The organism is Enterobacter sp. PP-008-ECC_S150 (genome assembly GCF_045257065.1).
GTDB classification, from domain to species: Bacteria; Pseudomonadota; Gammaproteobacteria; order Enterobacterales; family Enterobacteriaceae; genus Enterobacter; species Enterobacter chengduensis.
Map to the genome: position 1 here is coordinate 105,334 of NZ_JBJHHG010000005.1, position 16,625 is coordinate 121,958.

The following is a 16,625-nucleotide window of genomic DNA, read 5'->3' on the forward strand; positions in this document are numbered from 1 at the left end:
CTCTAAGTCTTCACAGTATATTTGAAAAAGAACTTTATGGGAAAGTGGTTGCGGGGGCCGGATTTGAACCGACGACCTTCGGGTTATGAGCCCGACGAGCTACCAGGCTGCTCCACCCCGCGCCTGAAACGTGGCAAATTCTACGCGTTTTGGACAGAATTTGCAAATAATGCTGGGATTTGGTACCGAAGACGGGACGTAAAATCGGCATTTAGTATATTGATAGTTGACCCCACCTGTCAAGGCGACTTCCGCCAGATCGATCAGACCAAAATTTTTACAAAAAACGCACGACTCTCTTCCTGTCTTCGCCAAAAGATGATTAAATGAATACTCACTTATTTTGCATAAAAATGCACAAGAGAGCGAAAGCGGTCTCTAATCAGTCAATCAAGCAGGGTTTTATTCTATGACGACGATTCTCAAGCATCTTCCGGTAGGACAACGTATTGGCATCGCTTTCTCAGGCGGCCTGGATACCAGCGCTGCACTGCTGTGGATGCGCCAAAAGGGAGCGGTTCCGTACGCCTATACTGCGAACCTGGGTCAGCCGGATGAGGACGACTATGATGCCATTCCTCGTCGCGCTAAAGAGTATGGTGCAGAAAACGCGCGCCTGATTGACTGCCGTAAACAGCTGGTTGCGGAAGGTATCGCGGCTATTCAGTGTGGTGCGTTCCATAACACCACCGGCGGCCTGACCTATTTCAACACCACCCCGCTGGGCCGTGCGGTCACCGGCACCATGCTGGTTGCCGCCATGAAAGAAGATGGCGTCAACATCTGGGGTGACGGCAGCACCTATAAAGGCAACGATATCGAACGTTTCTACCGTTATGGCCTGCTGACCAACGCCGAACTGCAGATCTACAAGCCGTGGCTGGATACCGACTTCATTGACGAGCTGGGCGGTCGTCATGAGATGTCCGAATTTATGATCGCCTGCGGTTTCGACTATAAGATGTCAGTTGAGAAAGCCTACTCCACCGACTCCAACATGCTGGGTGCGACCCACGAAGCAAAAGACCTGGAGTTCCTGAACTCCAGCGTGAAGATCGTTAACCCGATCATGGGCGTGGAGTTCTGGGACGAGAACGTGAAGATCCCGGCAGAAGAGGTAACCGTGCGTTTCGAACGCGGCCATCCGGTTGCGCTGAACGGCAAAACCTTCTCTGACGACGTCGAGCTGATGCTGGAAGCTAACCGCATCGGCGGTCGTCACGGTCTGGGCATGAGCGATCAGATTGAAAACCGTATCATTGAGGCAAAAAGCCGCGGTATCTATGAAGCACCGGGGATGGCGCTGCTGCACATCGCTTACGAGCGTCTGCTGACCGGGATTCACAATGAAGACACCATCGAGCAGTATCACTCGCATGGCCGCCAGCTGGGCAAACTGCTGTATCAGGGCCGCTGGTTCGATCCGCAGGCGCTGATGCTGCGTGATGCGCTGCAGCGTTGGGTGGCGAGCGCGATCACCGGCGAAGTAACGCTGGAGCTGCGTCGCGGTAACGACTACTCCATCCTGAACACCGTGTCTGACAACCTGACCTATAAGGCAGAGCGTCTGACCATGGAGAAAGGTGAATCGGTCTTCTCTCCTGACGATCGTATTGGTCAGCTGACCATGCGTAATCTGGACATCACCGATACCCGTGAGAAGCTGTTCAACTATGTTGAGAACGGTTTGCTGTCAGCCAGTTCAGGTAACGGCCTGCCGCAGGTTGAGAATCTGGAGCACAGCGATAAGAAGTAATCGCTGAAGTAGCATGCAAAAGGCGTCCTGGGACGCCTTTTTTATTTGGATTTCGTAGGCCCGGTAAGCGCAGCGCCACCGGGCAAAACGGCGGGTGGCGCTGCGCTTACCCGCCCTACAAATGATCGGTAACACATAATCTACAGGCGAAAAAAAAGACGTCTTTCGACGTCTTTCTTCTGGAATATTGGTACCGAGGATGGGACTCGAACCCACAAGCCCGTTAGGGCACTACCACCTCAAGGTAGCGTGTCTACCAATTCCACCACCTCGGTACGGAATACTTACTGCGGGATATCGCTGGTTGGCTTAGCCGGTGCAGCTGGCTGAGTCTGCTCAGTTTTAGCTGGCGCGCTCAGGTTTTCCCACTCGCTTCCTTTGCTGGTCTTGTTGCTATTGATATTGCCAAGCACCAGGCTGATGATGAAGAACAGCGTAGCCAGAATCGCCGTAGTGCGGGTCATGAAGTTCGCAGAACCACTTGAACCAAACAGCGTACCGGAAGCGCCTGCTCCGAAGGAGGCTCCCATATCAGCGCCTTTACCTTGCTGCAGCATAATCAGCGCTACGAGAGCGATGGCTACAATAAGGAAAACAACTAAAAGAGCTTCGTACATAATCAACCTGTTCCTTGCGGATTTGCCGCATACCAATGCTTCGACCAATTAGCAGGATTTCTGTTTCCCACTGAAGCGGGTGTGAATACTAACCAAAGCGAATCACCTTCGCAAGGGCATTTTCGACGCATTGTATCAACTGCGGAAAAAAACAGCAAAAAGCCATTAATTGCTTAAAACAAAGGCGGCAAACGCCGCCTTTTTATACATTTAGCGTGCACGATTATGCAGCTTTCACGGCATCCGCAATACGGTGAGCAAACTCGGTTACCTGCGCTTCGTCTTCGCCTTCTACCATCACGCGAATCAAAGGTTCAGTTCCGGACTTACGCAACAGCACGCGTCCACGGCTGCCCAGGGCCGCTTCAACGTCAGCCATCACCGCTTTCACGTTCTCATTTTCCAGCGGGTCGCCTTTGCCGGCAGTGAAACGGACGTTGACCAGGATCTGAGGGAACATTTTCATGCCGCTGCAGAGGTCGTGCAGGCTCATATGGTTGCGCGCCATCGCGGCAACCACCTGCAGCGCGGCCACAATACCGTCACCGGTGGTCGTTTTGTCGAGCAGGATCACGTGACCCGAGTTTTCTGCACCGATGCGCCAGCCCTTCTCCTGCAGTTTTTCCAACACATAGCGGTCACCCACTTTCGCGCGGACAAACGGGATACCGAGCTGTTTCAGCGCCAGTTCCAGGCCCATGTTGCTCATCAGCGTCCCCACCGCACCGCCGCGCAGCTGGCCCTGACGCAGGCCTTCGCGTGCAATGATGTAGAGGATCTGATCGCCGTCGACCTTGTTACCGTCGTGGTCAACCATGATCACGCGGTCACCGTCGCCGTCCAGGGCAATACCCAGATCGGCTTTTTCCGCCAGAACGCGCGCCTGCAGGGCACGAACGTCCGTCGCACCAACCTGCTCGTTGATGTTCAGACCATCCGGCTCGCAGCCGATGGCGATCACTTTCGCACCCAGCTCGCGGAAGACGTTTGGCGCAATGTGGTAGGTCGCACCGTTGGCACAGTCCACCACAATTTTAAGGTGGGCCAGGCTCAGCTCATTCGGGAAGGTTCCTTTACAGAATTCGATATAACGACCCGCCGCATCAACGATACGGTTCGCTTTACCCAGCTCTGCGGAATCCACACAGGTGATCTCTTTTTCCATCTCGGCTTCAATGGCTTCTTCCACGTCATCCGGCAGCTTGGTGCCATCAATGGAGAAGAATTTAATGCCGTTGTCATAGAACGGGTTGTGAGAAGCCGAGATGACAATTCCCGCTTCCGCACGGAAGGTACGCGTCAGATACGCAACGGCCGGCGTTGGCATTGGGCCCGTAAAGGAGGCGGACAGCCCAGCCGCCGCGAGGCCTGCTTCGAGCGCGGACTCCAGCATATACCCCGAAATACGGGTGTCTTTACCGATAATGATCTTACGTGAGCCATGACGCGCCAGCACTTTACCAGCAGCCCAGCCGAGCTTCAGGACAAAATCAGGGGTGATGGGCGCATCACCTACGCGCCCACGGATACCATCGGTACCAAAATATTTACGATTACTCATAGCGTTTGTTTTCCTTCGCTGCCAGTGTGGCTTCCACCACACGCATGGCTTCTACTGTTTCTTTGACATCATGGACACGGATAATGTGCGCACCCTGCATCGCTGCAATCACCGCACAGGCAAGGCTGCCGCTCAGGCGTTCGCTCGGTCCCACGTTCAGCAACTGCCCAATCATCGACTTTCTCGACATCCCCACCAGCAGCGGCAGACCAAAGTGATGGAATTCCGATAAGCGCGCAAGCAACGCATAATTGTGTGAGAGATTTTTACCGAAACCGAACCCCGGGTCGAGCAGCAATTTCTCTTTTGGGATACCTGCACGCTCACAGCGTGCGATATGCTCAATAAAGAAGCGATTTACGTCGGCAAAGACATCATCATACTTCGGTGCTTCCTGCATGGTTTTCGGCTGCCCCTGCATGTGCATCAGGCAAACCGGCAGCCCGGTTTCTGCAGCCGCCTCAATCGCTCCCGGCTCTGTGAGCGAACGAATATCATTAATAATGTGAGCGCCCACTCTCGCTACTTCACGAATCACTTCCGGTTTTGAGGTATCAACGGAAATCCAGACTTCAAACCGCTGTGCAATCGCTTCAACTACCGGCACCACGCGCGCCAGCTCTTCTTCCACAGAGACGTCTGCCGCACCAGGACGCGTCGATTCGCCGCCAACGTCAATGATGGTGGCACCCGCATTAATCATTAAATTTGCGTGCTTAACCGCCTCGATAAGCGTGTTATGCGTGCCGCCGTCAGAGAAGGAGTCAGGGGTAACATTCAGGATCCCCATCACATGGGGATGGGAAAGATCTAGATGCGAGTCCTGAGCGAATAATTTCATGGAGAAATCCCTGATATCTATATGGTTAAACAGAAATGAAAAACCCCGGAGCAAGCTCCAGGGTTTGAGGTACGTACAAATGCTTCAACAGCAGTGACTTACTTATCGCCCAACTGTTCTGACATGGTGTTGCCCGGGTTTGGCGTACGCGGTTCATCAACCGGACGCGGCGCACGCGGGGTGCCATTGTTGTCAGAATTATTGGAAGCGCCTGGGTCTTCCCAGCCCGCTGGCGGACGCACTTCGCGGCGCGCCATCAGGTCGTCAATCTGCGGTGCATCGATGGTCTCATATTTCATGAGCGCATCTTTCATCGAGTGCAGGATGTCCATATTGTCGTTCAGGATCTGGCGAGCACGTGCATAGTTACGCTCAATCAGAGATTTAACTTCCTGGTCGATGATACGTGCCGTCTCATCGGACATATGTTTCGCTTTCGCCACGGAGCGGCCCAGGAAGACTTCACCCTCTTCCTCTGCATACAGCAGCGGACCGAGTTTGTCGGAGAAGCCCCACTGCGTCACCATGTTACGCGCCAGGTTTGTCGCGACCTTAATGTCGTTAGACGCACCGGTTGAAACATGTTCCGCACCGTAGATAATCTCTTCGGCCAGACGACCGCCGTAGAGGGTAGAGATCTGACTTTCCAGCTTCTGACGGCTGGCGCTAATCGCGTCGCCTTCAGGCAGGAAGAAGGTCACACCCAGCGCGCGACCGCGCGGAATAATCGTCACTTTATGCACCGGATCGTGCTCCGGCACCAGTCGACCAATAATCGCGTGACCGGCTTCGTGGTACGCCGTGGACTCTTTCTGCGCTTCCGTCATCACCATGGAGCGGCGTTCCGCACCCATCATGATCTTGTCTTTCGCCTTCTCGAACTCCACCATTGATACGACGCGCTTGTTACCGCGAGCGGCAAACAGTGCAGCTTCGTTGACCAGGTTAGCCAGATCGGCACCGGAGAAGCCCGGAGTACCGCGCGCAATGATTGCCGCGTCAATATCTGGTGCCAGCGGCACGCGACGCATGTGAACTTTCAGAATCTGTTCACGACCACGAACATCCGGCAGACCGACAACAACCTGACGGTCAAAGCGGCCTGGACGCAGCAGCGCGGGGTCAAGTACGTCCGGACGGTTAGTCGCCGCGATAACGATGATACCCTCGTTACCTTCGAAGCCGTCCATCTCAACCAGCATCTGGTTAAGGGTCTGTTCACGTTCATCGTGACCACCGCCCAGACCTGCGCCACGCTGGCGGCCTACGGCGTCGATTTCATCGATGAAGATAATGCACGGTGCTGCCTTCTTGGCCTGCTCGAACATGTCACGCACACGAGATGCACCGACACCCACGAACATTTCAACGAAGTCAGAACCTGAAATAGTAAAGAACGGCACCTTCGCTTCACCCGCGATGGCTTTCGCCAGCAGGGTTTTACCGGTACCCGGAGGGCCAACCATCAGCACGCCTTTCGGGATCTTACCGCCCAGCTTCTGGAAACGGCTCGGCTCGCGCAGGTATTCAACCAGTTCACCCACCTCTTCTTTCGCTTCGTCACAACCGGCGACGTCCGCGAACGTGGTCTTGATCTGGTCTTCCGTCAGCATACGCGCCTTGCTCTTACCGAACGACATGGCACCTTTGCCACCGCCGCCCTGCATCTGACGCATAAAGAAGATCCAGACGCCGATAAGAAGCAGCATCGGGAACCAGGAAATGAAGATAGAAGCCAGCAGGCTTGGTTCTTCTGGCGGCTCACCAACCACCTTGACGTTTTTGGTCAGAAGGTTATCAAGCAGCTTAGGATCGTTCACCGGGATGTAAGTCGTGTAACGGTTACTATCTTTCTTGGTAACGTTGATCTCACGTCCGTTGATACGCGCTTCGCGAACCTGGTCCTGATTGACCTCCTGCAGGAAGGTAGAATAATCCACCTTGCGGCCATTCGACTCGCTGGGCCCAAAGCTCTGGAATACTGACATCAGCACAACGGCAATGACCAGCCAGAGTATTAGGTTTTTCGCCATGTCACTCAAGGGATTAACCTCATATTACAACTGTGTTAAAAACAGCGTCAGGATACTCTATATCCAGTTTCATTCAAACTTTCGTCTGAAATCTCCCGGTTATCATTTTCGCCCGGTCGCTACAATATACACTTCACGGGAACGGGCCCGGGAAGAGTCCGGCTTACGAACTTTGACCTTCGCAAACAGGGAGCGAATTTCCTTAAGATACTCCTCGAAACCTTCGCCCTGAAACACCTTCACAACAAAACTACCACCAGGCGCTAGTACATCACGACACATTTCTAACGCTAGCTCCACCAGATACATGGCGCGGGGAATATCCACCGCCGGTGTTCCGCACATATTTGGTGCCATATCTGACATGACAACCTGGACCTTACTGTCACCTACACGATCAAGTAACGCTTTCAGCACTAATTCATCACGAAAGTCGCCCTGAAGGAAGTCGACACCGACGATGGGATCCATTGGTAAAAGATCGCACGCGATGATTCGGCCCGTTCCGCCGATCTGCGTTACCGCATACTGGGACCATCCGCCAGGTGCCGCACCGAGGTCAACAACCGTCATCCCCGGCTTAAAAAGTTTGTCACTTTGCTGTATTTCATCAAGTTTAAACCAGGCACGGGAACGTAACCCCTTTTTCTGTGCCTGTTGAACATATTTATCGCTAAAGTGTTCCTGAAGCCAGCGGCTGGAGCTGGCAGAACGCTTTTTACCTGTCATTTAACATTTCCGTCCTGGTTCATCGTTACTTGCCTGTGACGTAAATTTCTACGCAGCTATTTGGCGATATAAGGGAGATGGCGGTAGAATGAACCGTTTTCAATCCCAAAGTAAGCAAAAATATACGATGAATCTGAGTACTAAACAAAAACAGCACCTTAAGGGTCTGGCACATCCGCTCAAGCCTGTAGTGATGCTTGGCAACAATGGTTTGACCGAAGGGGTGCTTGCCGAGATTGAACAAGCGCTGGAACACCACGAGCTGATCAAGGTGAAAATCGCCTCTGAAGACAGAGACACTAAAAACCTGATCGTGGAAGCCATCGTGCGCGAAACCGGCGCCTGTAATGTACAGGTCATCGGTAAAACGCTGGTGCTCTACCGCCCATCTAAAGAGCGTAAAATCTCGCTGCCACGCTAAGGATATCCTGAATCAAACACATTTTCTGTGTGAAACGAGGGATTTCTGTCAGCAGGCGAGCAAAATGCCATGCTCCTTGAGTTGATAAAAGGCCGCTATGCGGCCTTTTTCTTTTCTTTACAATGTATCAACATCTTAGTAGAGAAGCGAATTACAGGTATTCAACCTTAATAATTTCGTATTCCACTTCACCGCCAGGGGTGCGGATGGTGACCACATCGTCCTGCTCTTTGCCAATCAGGCCGCGAGCAATCGGCGAGTTCACTGAAATCAGGTTCTGTTTGAAGTCTGCTTCATCATCGCCCACGATGCGATAGGTCTGCTCTTCGTCGTTGTCCAGGTTGAGCACGGTAACGGTAGAGCCAAAGATCACACGCCCATTGTTCGGCATTTTGGTGATATCGATAACCTGTGCGTTAGACAGTTTGGCTTCGATATCTTTAATGCGCCCTTCACAGAAACCCTGCTGTTCACGCGCGGCGTGGTATTCAGCGTTCTCTTTCAGGTCGCCATGCTCGCGCGCATCCGCGATAGCGGCGATGATTTCAGGGCGACGCACGGATTTCAGGAAATCCAGCTCTTCGCGCAGTTTTTCGGCACCACGTAAGGTCATCGGAATAGCTTGCATTTGTTATACCTCTTAAACATTCCTGTTGGGAGCAGTGTTCCCTGCTCCTGCCCCCCGAAGCGGGCAAGAAGCAAAAAGAAAACCGACCCGGGAGCAACGCCCCAGGTCAGCAGCAATTTTTCAATTTGATATGCATTTTACCGCGAAGTTCACTATGGGTCATCGTTTACTTTGCAGTGCCATGCACCGTAGTATGACGGTTTGTTTTCGGGTTGTTAGCGCGAGATTATGCGATTTTCCAGATTTATCATCGGATTGACTACCAGTTTAACGTTCGCCGCCCAGGCCGCGAACGTTGATGAGTACATTAATCAGCTCCCCGCAGGCGCGAACCTCGCCCTGGTGGTGCAGAAGGTTGGCGCGCCGGCTCCGGAGATTGACTATCACAGTCAACAGATGGCGCTGCCTGCCAGTACCCAAAAGGTGATCACTGCCCTCGCCGCCCTGCTCCAGCTCGGGCCCGACTTCCGCTTTACGACCACGCTCGAAACCAAAGGTAACGTCGAGGCTGGCGAACTGAAAGGCGATCTTATCGCCCGTTTTGGCGGCGATCCGACCTTTAAGCGCCAGGATATCCGCAACATGGTTGCGGTGCTGAAAAAATCTGGCGTACAGAAAATCGATGGTAACGTGCTGATCGATACCTCCATTTTTGCCAGCCACGATAAAGCGCCCGGCTGGCCGTGGAACGACATGACCCAGTGCTTTAGCGCCCCGCCCGCCGCCGCGATTGTTGACCGTAACTGCTTCTCGGTTTCGCTTTACAGCGCGCCAAAGCCCGATGATTTAGCGTTTATCCGCATCGCGTCCTACTATCCGGTGACCATGTTTAGCCAGGTTCGCACGCTGGCGAAAGGATCCCCGGATGCGCAGTACTGTGAGCTGGACGTTGTGCCAGGCGATCTTAACCGCTTCACGCTTACCGGCTGCCTGACGCAGCGCGCCGATCCCCTGCCGCTGGCCTTTGCAATACAGGATGGTGCAAGCTATGCGGGCGCCATTCTGAAGGATGAACTGAAACAAGCGGGCATCACCTACACCGGCACGCTGCTTCGTCAGACGCAGGTCAACCAGCCCGGTACGGTCATCGCCAGCAAACAGTCTCCTCCGCTGCACGACCTGCTGCGAATCATGCTGAAAAAGTCAGACAACATGATTGCCGACACGGTGTTCCGCATGATTGGTCACGCCCGTTTCGGCGTGCCGGGCACCTGGCGCGCGGGGTCAGACGCGGTTCGTCAGATCCTCCGCCAGCAGGCGGGGATCGATCTGGGGAATACCATCGCCGTCGATGGCTCCGGCCTGTCGCGCCATAACTTGATCTCTCCGGCCACGATGATGCAGGTACTTCAGTACATTGCACAGCATGACACTGAGCTAAACTTTATTTCGATGCTGCCGCTGGCCGGGCATGACGGCACACTGCAGTACCGCGCCGGGCTTCACGCTGCCGGCGTGGACGGCAAAGTATCCGCTAAAACAGGCTCACTGCAGGGGGTCTATAACCTTGCAGGCTTCATCACCACCGCCAGCGGACAGCGCATGGCATTCGTGCAGTATCTTTCCGGCTATGCCGTCGAACCGACCGACCAGCGCAATCGTCGTATTCCGCTTGTTCGCTTCGAAAGCAGGCTTTATAAGGACATCTACCAGAATAACTAGCGATGAAACTACTTATAGTTGAAGACGATCTGTTATTGCAGGAAGGGCTGGCGCTGGGGCTGGCGAACGAAGGGTACGCCCTCGACTGTGCCGGCACCGCAGCAGAGGCGGACGCCCTGATTCAGAGCGGCGAATACAGTCTGGTGATCCTCGATTTGGGCTTGCCGGATAAAGACGGAGCCACGCTGCTCAGCCAGTGGCGACGCCGCGGTATCGCCAATCCGGTCTTGATCCTGACGGCGCGCGATGCCATTGAAGATCGTATCACCGGCCTCGACGCAGGCGCAGATGATTACCTGGTGAAGCCTTTTGCGCTCGCGGAGCTGCAGGCTCGGGTGCGAGCGTTAATTCGCCGCTATCAGGGGCATAGTGATAACTTACTGACCGACGGCGATATTACCCTGAATCTGCAAACCCAGCAGGTCTTGCGTCAGGATCAGGCCGTAGAGGTGACGCCAAAAGAGTTCGCCTTGCTTACGCGTCTGATCATGCGCAGCGGACAAACGGTGCATAGAGAGACGCTCCAGCAGGATATCTACTCCTGGCAGGACGATCCCGGCTCAAATACCCTTGAGGTCCATATCCACAACCTGCGGCGTAAGCTCGGCAAGGACAGGATCAAAACCGTTCGCGGCGTCGGCTATCGTCTGGAGAGCCAGAAATGAACAGCATGCGTCGGCGTCTGATGGTGCTGCTGGCGGTCATTCTGTTATTTTTCCAGCTGATAAGCGTCATCTGGCTATGGCATGAAAGCCGCGAGCAGATTAGTTTTCTGGTCAGTGAAACGCTGTCGGCGAAAGCCCGCAATAACCATGTTGAGAAAGAGATCCGCGAGGCAATCGCCTCTCTTCTGGTCCCTTCTCTGGTGATGGTCGGCTTCACCCTGCTCTTCTCCTTCTGGGCGGTCACCTGGATAACCCGGCCGCTGAATAAACTCCGCGACAGCCTCGCTAACCGTTCGGCCGATAACTTAACGCCGCTGCCGATGTATTCCGACATGGAGGAAATCGGCGCGGTGACGACCTCCCTGAACCAGCTTCTCGCCCGGCTGGACAATACCATTCAACAGGAGCGTCTCTTCACCGCAGACGCCGCGCACGAGCTCCGAACGCCTCTTGCCGGTATCCGGCTCCATCTTGAGCTGATGGCGCAGTCGGGCGCGCCACAGGCCGCAACGCTGATTAGCCGTATCGATCAGCTCATGCATACCGTTGAGCAACTGCTGATGCTGGCCCGTGCGGGGCAGGCAATGGCCAGCGGCCACTACGAAACCGTTAACTGGACGGAAAATATCATTGAACCGCTCGGCCTGGGGCATGAAGCCAAAGAGCATACGGTGATTTGGCCCGCTAAAAGCGCCCTCACGGTTCAGGGAGACGCCGTGCTCCTGCGCCTGATGCTGCGCAATCTGCTGGAGAATGCCGGACGCTACAGTCCGGCAGGGACAACAATTACGGTGACATTAACCGAGGTCGACGGGGGAACGCAGATTAGCGTTATCGATCAGGGGCCGGGGATTGATGAAGCGCACAGACAGTCAATTACCGAGCCGTTCCGCCGTCTTGACCAGCGCTACGGCGGCAGCGGTCTGGGCCTGAGCATCGTGCAGCGCATCGTGCAGCTTCACCGCGGCAGGCTGACGCTTGAGAATGGCGCTGAAGGCGGTTTAATCGCCAGCTGCTGGCTTCCCGCAACGCTGGAATAAAAAAGCCCCCATGATGGGGGCCTGGACAGCTGTTAGTGCTTGTAGATGAACTCGACGCCTTCTTCGTCGTCTTCATCCCAGTCATCGTCCCAGTCTTCATCGTCTTCTTCCGCTTCCAGCTCTTCGAGCTGCTGGCGGTGGTAGTCATCCCACATGAATTCGACTTTTTCAGGCTGTTTAGCTTCTTCCGCCTGAACGATTGGGTTCTCGATGATGAAGGTCATCACATCCCAGCAGAGATCTTTCACGCCAACCTGGCTTGCCGCAGAGATCAGGTAGTACTTATCTTCCCAACCCATCGCTTCAGCAATCGCTTTCGCTTTGGCTTCCGCTTCGGCTTTGTCCATCAGGTCGATCTTGTTGAAGACCAGCCAGCGTGGTTTATTCGCCAGTTTTTCGCTGTATTTTTCCAGCTCACCGACGATGATGCGCGCGTTTTCAACCGGATCGGAACCGTCGATAGGATCGATATCGATGAGGTGCAGCAGCACGCGGCAACGCTCAAGGTGTTTCAGGAAGCGAATACCCAGACCCGCGCCTTCCGCAGCGCCTTCAATCAGGCCCGGAATATCGGCGACCACAAAGCTCTTCTCGTTATCCATACGGACAACGCCCAGGCTTGGTACCAGCGTGGTAAACGGATAGTCCGCCACTTTTGGTTTCGCCGCAGAGACGGCGCGAATGAACGTCGATTTACCGGCGTTTGGCATACCCAGCATGCCCACGTCAGCCAGAAGCATCAGCTCCAGCTGCAGGTCGCGCTTATCGCCCGGCGTACCCATCGTTTTCTGACGCGGGGTACGGTTAACGGAAGATTTGAAACGGCTGTTACCCAGACCGTGCCAGCCGCCTTTCGCCACCATCAGGCGCTGACCGTGCTTGGTCATGTCACCCATGGTTTCACCGGTGCCCTGGTCAATCACGCGCGTACCGACCGGAACCTTAATGGTGACGTCTTTACCGCGTTTACCGGTACAGTCACGGCTCTGGCCGTTCTGGCCACGTTCAGCGCGGAAAGATTTTTCGAAACGGTAGTCGATCAGCGTGTTGAGGTTCTCATCCGCCTCCAGCCACACGTCACCACCATCCCCGCCGTCGCCGCCATCAGGGCCGCCACGAGGGATATACTTTTCACGGCGGAAGCTCACGCAACCATTGCCGCCATCACCAGCCACGACCAGGATCGTCGCTTCATCAACAAACTTCATTTTACTCTCCGTAACTCATTCGCCTGAGCGGGGGACTACTACAACCGCTTCATTTTTGCGCCAACGTCCCCAAAGACGATGACCAATGGCGGAATACATCGCGCCCGCAACCACGACAAACGCACCGAGATAGCCCAACAGGTTGAGCATCGGTCTGACGAAGACATCGGGCCAGGCCATTGATAACAAATCTGAAAATAACAGCGTAAACAGCGGGGTAAGCGTGATTAACGCGCTCACCTGAGCTGCCTGCCAGCGCGCCATCGCCTCGGCCAGCGCGCCATAGCCAACCAGCGTGTTGAGCCCACAAAAAATGAGGCACGCCAGCTGCCAGTCGCTAAGCTGGGCAATCACACCCGGCTTCGCTAACGGCAGCAACGCTATTGTACACAAAGTGTACAGCAAAAAGAGGATCTGCTGTGAGGCAAGTCGGCGCAATAACACCTTTTGTGCGACGCCATAGCTCACCCAGACCGTTGCTGCCCCCACACCAAAAATTACACCCCATGTGTAATCCGTCAGGCGGGTAAAAATTTCTATCAGACTGGTGTTGAAGAACATCACCAGACCGCACAACAGCATGCTCGCCCCGATAATCTGGGTACCGCGCATCTTCTCCTTGAGGATAAAGACGCTGGCAACCATCATGCCCACCGGTGAAAGCTGACCTATCACCTGCGACGCCGTGGGGCTGAGATATTGCAGGGAAGAGCTGAACAGGATGAAGTTACCGAACAGACCGCCCGTCGCGATAGCCAGCAACACCAGCCAGCGCGGTTTACGGAAGAGCCGCAGGGGAGGAAGCTTACCTTTGACGGCCAGAATGGCCCCGAGGCCGATGCTTGCCATCAGAAAGCGATAAAAGACCACCGTAGGCGGCTCCATCACTTCCAGTACCTGCTTCATTGCAATTGGCAGCGCACCCCAGCACATTGCCGTAGTGAGCGCCAAAAGAATTCCTATGCCGGCCTGCTGCTTCATGCCCGTTTTCCCTACAGAAAAAATTACCGGGTTTCCAATGTAAAAAGCCCCGCAACAGGTTGCGGGGCTTTAATCCGTTACCGGACCGAGAAAACCTTACTCAGCAACGATGCTGATGTATTTACGGTTGTTCGGGCCTTTAACTTCAAATTTCACTTTACCGTCTGCTTTAGCAAACAGAGTGTGGTCACGACCGCAACCTACGTTGTTGCCAGCGTGGAATTTGGTACCACGTTGACGAACGATGATGCTACCCGCCAGAACGGATTCGCCACCGAAACGCTTAACGCCCAGGCGTTTAGCTTCTGAATCGCGACCGTTACGTGTGGAGCCGCCAGCCTTTTTATGTGCCATTTAAATCTCTCCTCAGGTCTTAGGCGCTGATGCCAGTAATTTTCACATCAGTGAACCACTGACGGTGGCCCTGCTGCTTACGGTAGTGCTTACGACGACGAAACTTAACGATTTTAACTTTCTCGCCACGACCGTGTGCAACAACTTCAGCTTTGATAACGCCGCCATCAACGAAAGGAACGCCGATTTTGACTTCTTCACCGTTTGCGATCATCAGAACTTCTGCGAACTCAACAGATTCGCCAGTTGCGATGTCCAGCTTTTCCAGGCGAACGGTCTGACCTTCGCTTACTCGGTGTTGTTTACCACCACTTTGGAAAACCGCGTACATATAAACTCCGCTTCCGCGCACGTCCTCGTATGAATCAGAGTGCGCTATAAATATTCACAATAGGGCGCGAATATTACGCAAAACGCGAGCCTTTGACAAGTGCTACCGTCAATACATGAAGAAAAAAAACACAACACGTACGGTAACGTTTATCTGAGCCGTTTTTTCAGTACAATCAGCGCTACTATTGATAAACCGAAACCCTTCGTTACCCCATTGAAGATGGGAACAACAGGATAAAAAGCCCGGCTTTTGCGATGAATCTAGAAAAAATCAACGAGTTAACCGCGCAAGATATGGCGGGTGTGAATGCAGCAATCCTGGAGCAACTCAACTCTGACGTTCAGCTGATTAATCAGTTGGGCTATTACATTGTCAGCGGCGGTGGTAAACGCATTCGTCCGATGATCGCCATACTGGCTGCCAGAGCCGTTGGTTATCAGGGAAATGCCCACATCACGATTGCAGCGCTCATCGAATTTATTCACACGGCAACGCTTCTGCATGACGATGTGGTGGATGAATCGGATATGCGTCGTGGCAAAGCCACGGCAAACGCCGCGTTCGGCAACGCAGCCAGCGTCCTGGTGGGGGATTTTATCTATACCCGCGCCTTCCAGATGATGACCAGCCTGGGTTCTCTGAAAGTGCTGGAAGTGATGTCCGAAGCCGTAAACGTGATTGCTGAAGGCGAAGTGCTGCAGCTGATGAACGTCAACGACCCAGACATTACCGAAGAAAACTACATGCGCGTTATTTACAGCAAAACCGCGCGCCTGTTTGAAGCGGCGGCCCAGTGTTCCGGCATTCTGGCTGACTGTACCGAAGCACAGGAAAAAGGCCTGCAGGACTATGGCCGCTATCTGGGTACGGCCTTCCAGCTGATTGATGATTTGCTGGACTACAGTGCCGACGGCGAGACGCTCGGCAAAAACGTCGGCGACGACCTCAACGAAGGCAAGCCGACCCTGCCGCTGCTCCATGCGATGCGCAACGGAACGGCGGAACAGGCGAAAATGATCCGTGAAGCGATCGAGCAGGGAAATGGCCGCCATCTCCTGGAACCTGTACTGGAAACCATGGCTATCTGCGGATCGCTGGAGTGGACGCGTCAGCGTGCTGAAGAAGAAGCCGATAAAGCCATCGAAGCTCTCCAGGTTATTCCCGACAGCCCGTGGCGCGACGCACTGATTGGTCTTGCCCACATCGCCGTTCAGCGCGACCGTTAATCCCTCCTTGCTTCTCCCCGCAACCACGCCGGGGAGAAGCGAGTACACTCCAGTAAATTCCGCATTCATGTAAATTCATCGGTTTAGAGACCGCATGAATAAAGCCGTGTCTTATTCTGAATATCCCGTCAAGTAACGCGAACTTTTTAGAACAAAAGTTTGAAATGGGTATAGTAAACCCCGTCGTTTCAGAAGAAACGGCGTAGGTGAATCCGAACTTAAGGACAGCGTTATGGATACGAAGTTTATCGACTGGCACACGGCTGATATTATTGCCGCACTGCGCAAAAGAGGCACGTCACTGGCAGCAGAGTCCCGCCGCCATGGACTGAGTTCTTCAACTCTGGCAAATGCCCTTACCCGCCCCTGGCCCAAGGGAGAATTAATTATCGCGACGGCGCTGGATACGCATCCGTGGATAATTTGGCCTTCGCGCTACCACGATCCCATTACCCATGAATTTATCGACAGATCGCGCATGATTCGTCAGAGAAAAGTAAAAAAAGAACCGCAGGAATAACGCATTTTTGACAGGAACAGCAACCCCCCGGTCATCTCTGGCAGGGGGC

17 protein-coding genes and 2 tRNA genes are annotated in these 16,625 nt (G+C 54.2%); 7 read left to right on the top strand and 12 right to left on the bottom strand.

Translation table 11 applies throughout. The annotated features are described in order from the left end of the window. Positions 1–45: 45 nt before the first annotated feature. Positions 46–122 (bottom strand) — tRNA-Met (locus tag ACJBF3_RS07940). 287 nt (positions 123–409) lie between these two features. On the opposite strand from ACJBF3_RS07940, the gene argG reads away from it, so the two are divergent. After that, the gene (gene argG / locus ACJBF3_RS07945) at positions 410–1,756 is read left to right on the top strand and encodes an argininosuccinate synthase (protein ID WP_045330998.1); all 1,347 of its coding nucleotides are present in this window, start codon (positions 410–412) and stop codon (positions 1,754–1,756) included. 188 nt (positions 1,757–1,944) lie between these two features. Here argG and ACJBF3_RS07950 read toward each other — a convergent pair. From ACJBF3_RS07950 to rlmE, 6 genes are all read right to left on the bottom strand, one after another. Further along, a tRNA-Leu gene (locus ACJBF3_RS07950) sits at positions 1,945–2,031 on the bottom strand. A gap of 9 nt (positions 2,032–2,040) precedes the next feature. After that, positions 2,041–2,373, bottom strand: a complete 333-nt coding sequence (secG, locus tag ACJBF3_RS07955) for a preprotein translocase subunit SecG (RefSeq protein ID WP_021242256.1) — start codon at positions 2,371–2,373, stop codon at positions 2,041–2,043. Positions 2,374–2,596: 223 nt separating this feature from the next. After that, a complete protein-coding gene (gene glmM, locus ACJBF3_RS07960) occupies positions 2,597–3,934 on the bottom strand; it encodes a phosphoglucosamine mutase (RefSeq protein ID WP_045329746.1) in 1,338 nt (445 codons plus the stop codon). Continuing rightward, positions 3,927–4,775 carry a dihydropteroate synthase gene (gene folP, locus ACJBF3_RS07965; RefSeq protein ID WP_045329744.1) on the bottom strand — a complete coding sequence of 283 codons (849 nt, stop codon included), beginning with the start codon at positions 4,773–4,775 and terminating at the stop codon, positions 3,927–3,929. The genes glmM and folP overlap by 8 nt, the downstream gene beginning before the upstream one ends. A gap of 98 nt (positions 4,776–4,873) precedes the next feature. After that, positions 4,874–6,808, bottom strand: coding sequence for an ATP-dependent zinc metalloprotease FtsH (gene ftsH / locus ACJBF3_RS07970; protein WP_045329743.1), 1,935 nt, complete (start codon positions 6,806–6,808; stop codon positions 4,874–4,876). 102 nt (positions 6,809–6,910) lie between these two features. Then, the gene (rlmE, locus tag ACJBF3_RS07975; protein WP_003861812.1) at positions 6,911–7,537 is read right to left on the bottom strand and encodes a 23S rRNA (uridine(2552)-2'-O)-methyltransferase RlmE; all 627 of its coding nucleotides are present in this window, start codon (positions 7,535–7,537) and stop codon (positions 6,911–6,913) included. Positions 7,538–7,664: 127 nt separating this feature from the next. On the opposite strand from rlmE, the gene yhbY reads away from it, so the two are divergent. Beyond that, the gene (gene yhbY, locus ACJBF3_RS07980; protein WP_003861814.1) at positions 7,665–7,958 is read left to right on the top strand and encodes a ribosome assembly RNA-binding protein YhbY; all 294 of its coding nucleotides are present in this window, start codon (positions 7,665–7,667) and stop codon (positions 7,956–7,958) included. Positions 7,959–8,109: 151 nt separating this feature from the next. Here the strand turns inward: yhbY and greA are convergent, their stop codons facing one another. Continuing rightward, the gene (gene greA / locus ACJBF3_RS07985; protein WP_014171793.1) at positions 8,110–8,586 is read right to left on the bottom strand and encodes a transcription elongation factor GreA; all 477 of its coding nucleotides are present in this window, start codon (positions 8,584–8,586) and stop codon (positions 8,110–8,112) included. Positions 8,587–8,814: 228 nt separating this feature from the next. Between greA and dacB the strand changes: the two genes are divergently transcribed. From dacB to pmrB, 3 genes are read left to right on the top strand one after another with little or no spacing between them, the layout of a single operon-like run. Next, entirely contained in the window at positions 8,815–10,248 is a 1,434-nt protein-coding gene (gene dacB / locus ACJBF3_RS07990; protein WP_406544912.1) for a serine-type D-Ala-D-Ala carboxypeptidase, read from the top strand. Positions 10,249–10,250: 2 nt separating this feature from the next. Next, positions 10,251–10,913 (top strand): two-component system response regulator PmrA, encoded by a 663-nt coding sequence (gene pmrA, locus ACJBF3_RS07995; RefSeq protein ID WP_024906362.1) that lies wholly within the window; start codon positions 10,251–10,253, stop codon positions 10,911–10,913. Beyond that, complete coding sequence (gene pmrB / locus ACJBF3_RS08000; protein ID WP_045329739.1) at positions 10,910–11,953, top strand: two-component system sensor histidine kinase PmrB; 1,044 nt, start codon at positions 10,910–10,912, stop codon at positions 11,951–11,953. The genes pmrA and pmrB overlap by 4 nt, the downstream gene beginning before the upstream one ends. A gap of 32 nt (positions 11,954–11,985) precedes the next feature. Here the strand turns inward: pmrB and cgtA are convergent, their stop codons facing one another. The 4 genes from cgtA to rplU all read right to left on the bottom strand — a co-directional run bounded on the left by cgtA (position 11,986) and on the right by rplU (position 14,827). Beyond that, the gene (gene cgtA, locus ACJBF3_RS08005) at positions 11,986–13,161 is read right to left on the bottom strand and encodes an Obg family GTPase CgtA (protein WP_023309345.1); all 1,176 of its coding nucleotides are present in this window, start codon (positions 13,159–13,161) and stop codon (positions 11,986–11,988) included. Between the two features lie 15 nt (positions 13,162–13,176). Next, the gene (locus tag ACJBF3_RS08010; RefSeq protein ID WP_045329737.1) at positions 13,177–14,142 is read right to left on the bottom strand and encodes a DMT family transporter; all 966 of its coding nucleotides are present in this window, start codon (positions 14,140–14,142) and stop codon (positions 13,177–13,179) included. Between the two features lie 96 nt (positions 14,143–14,238). After that, on the bottom strand, positions 14,239–14,496 hold the full coding sequence (gene rpmA / locus ACJBF3_RS08015; protein ID WP_004385076.1) for a 50S ribosomal protein L27: 258 nt from the start codon (positions 14,494–14,496) through the stop codon (positions 14,239–14,241). A gap of 19 nt (positions 14,497–14,515) precedes the next feature. Then, complete coding sequence (rplU, locus tag ACJBF3_RS08020; RefSeq protein WP_003025032.1) at positions 14,516–14,827, bottom strand: 50S ribosomal protein L21; 312 nt, start codon at positions 14,825–14,827, stop codon at positions 14,516–14,518. A 257-nt stretch (positions 14,828–15,084) separates the two neighbouring features. Between rplU and ispB the strand changes: the two genes are divergently transcribed. Both ispB and sfsB read left to right on the top strand, forming a co-directional pair. After that, positions 15,085–16,056 carry an octaprenyl diphosphate synthase gene (ispB, locus tag ACJBF3_RS08025; RefSeq protein WP_045329735.1) on the top strand — a complete coding sequence of 324 codons (972 nt, stop codon included), beginning with the start codon at positions 15,085–15,087 and terminating at the stop codon, positions 16,054–16,056. Between the two features lie 232 nt (positions 16,057–16,288). After that, on the top strand, positions 16,289–16,576 hold the full coding sequence (sfsB, locus tag ACJBF3_RS08030) for a DNA-binding transcriptional regulator SfsB (RefSeq protein WP_045329734.1): 288 nt from the start codon (positions 16,289–16,291) through the stop codon (positions 16,574–16,576). Positions 16,577–16,625 lie beyond the last annotated feature (49 nt).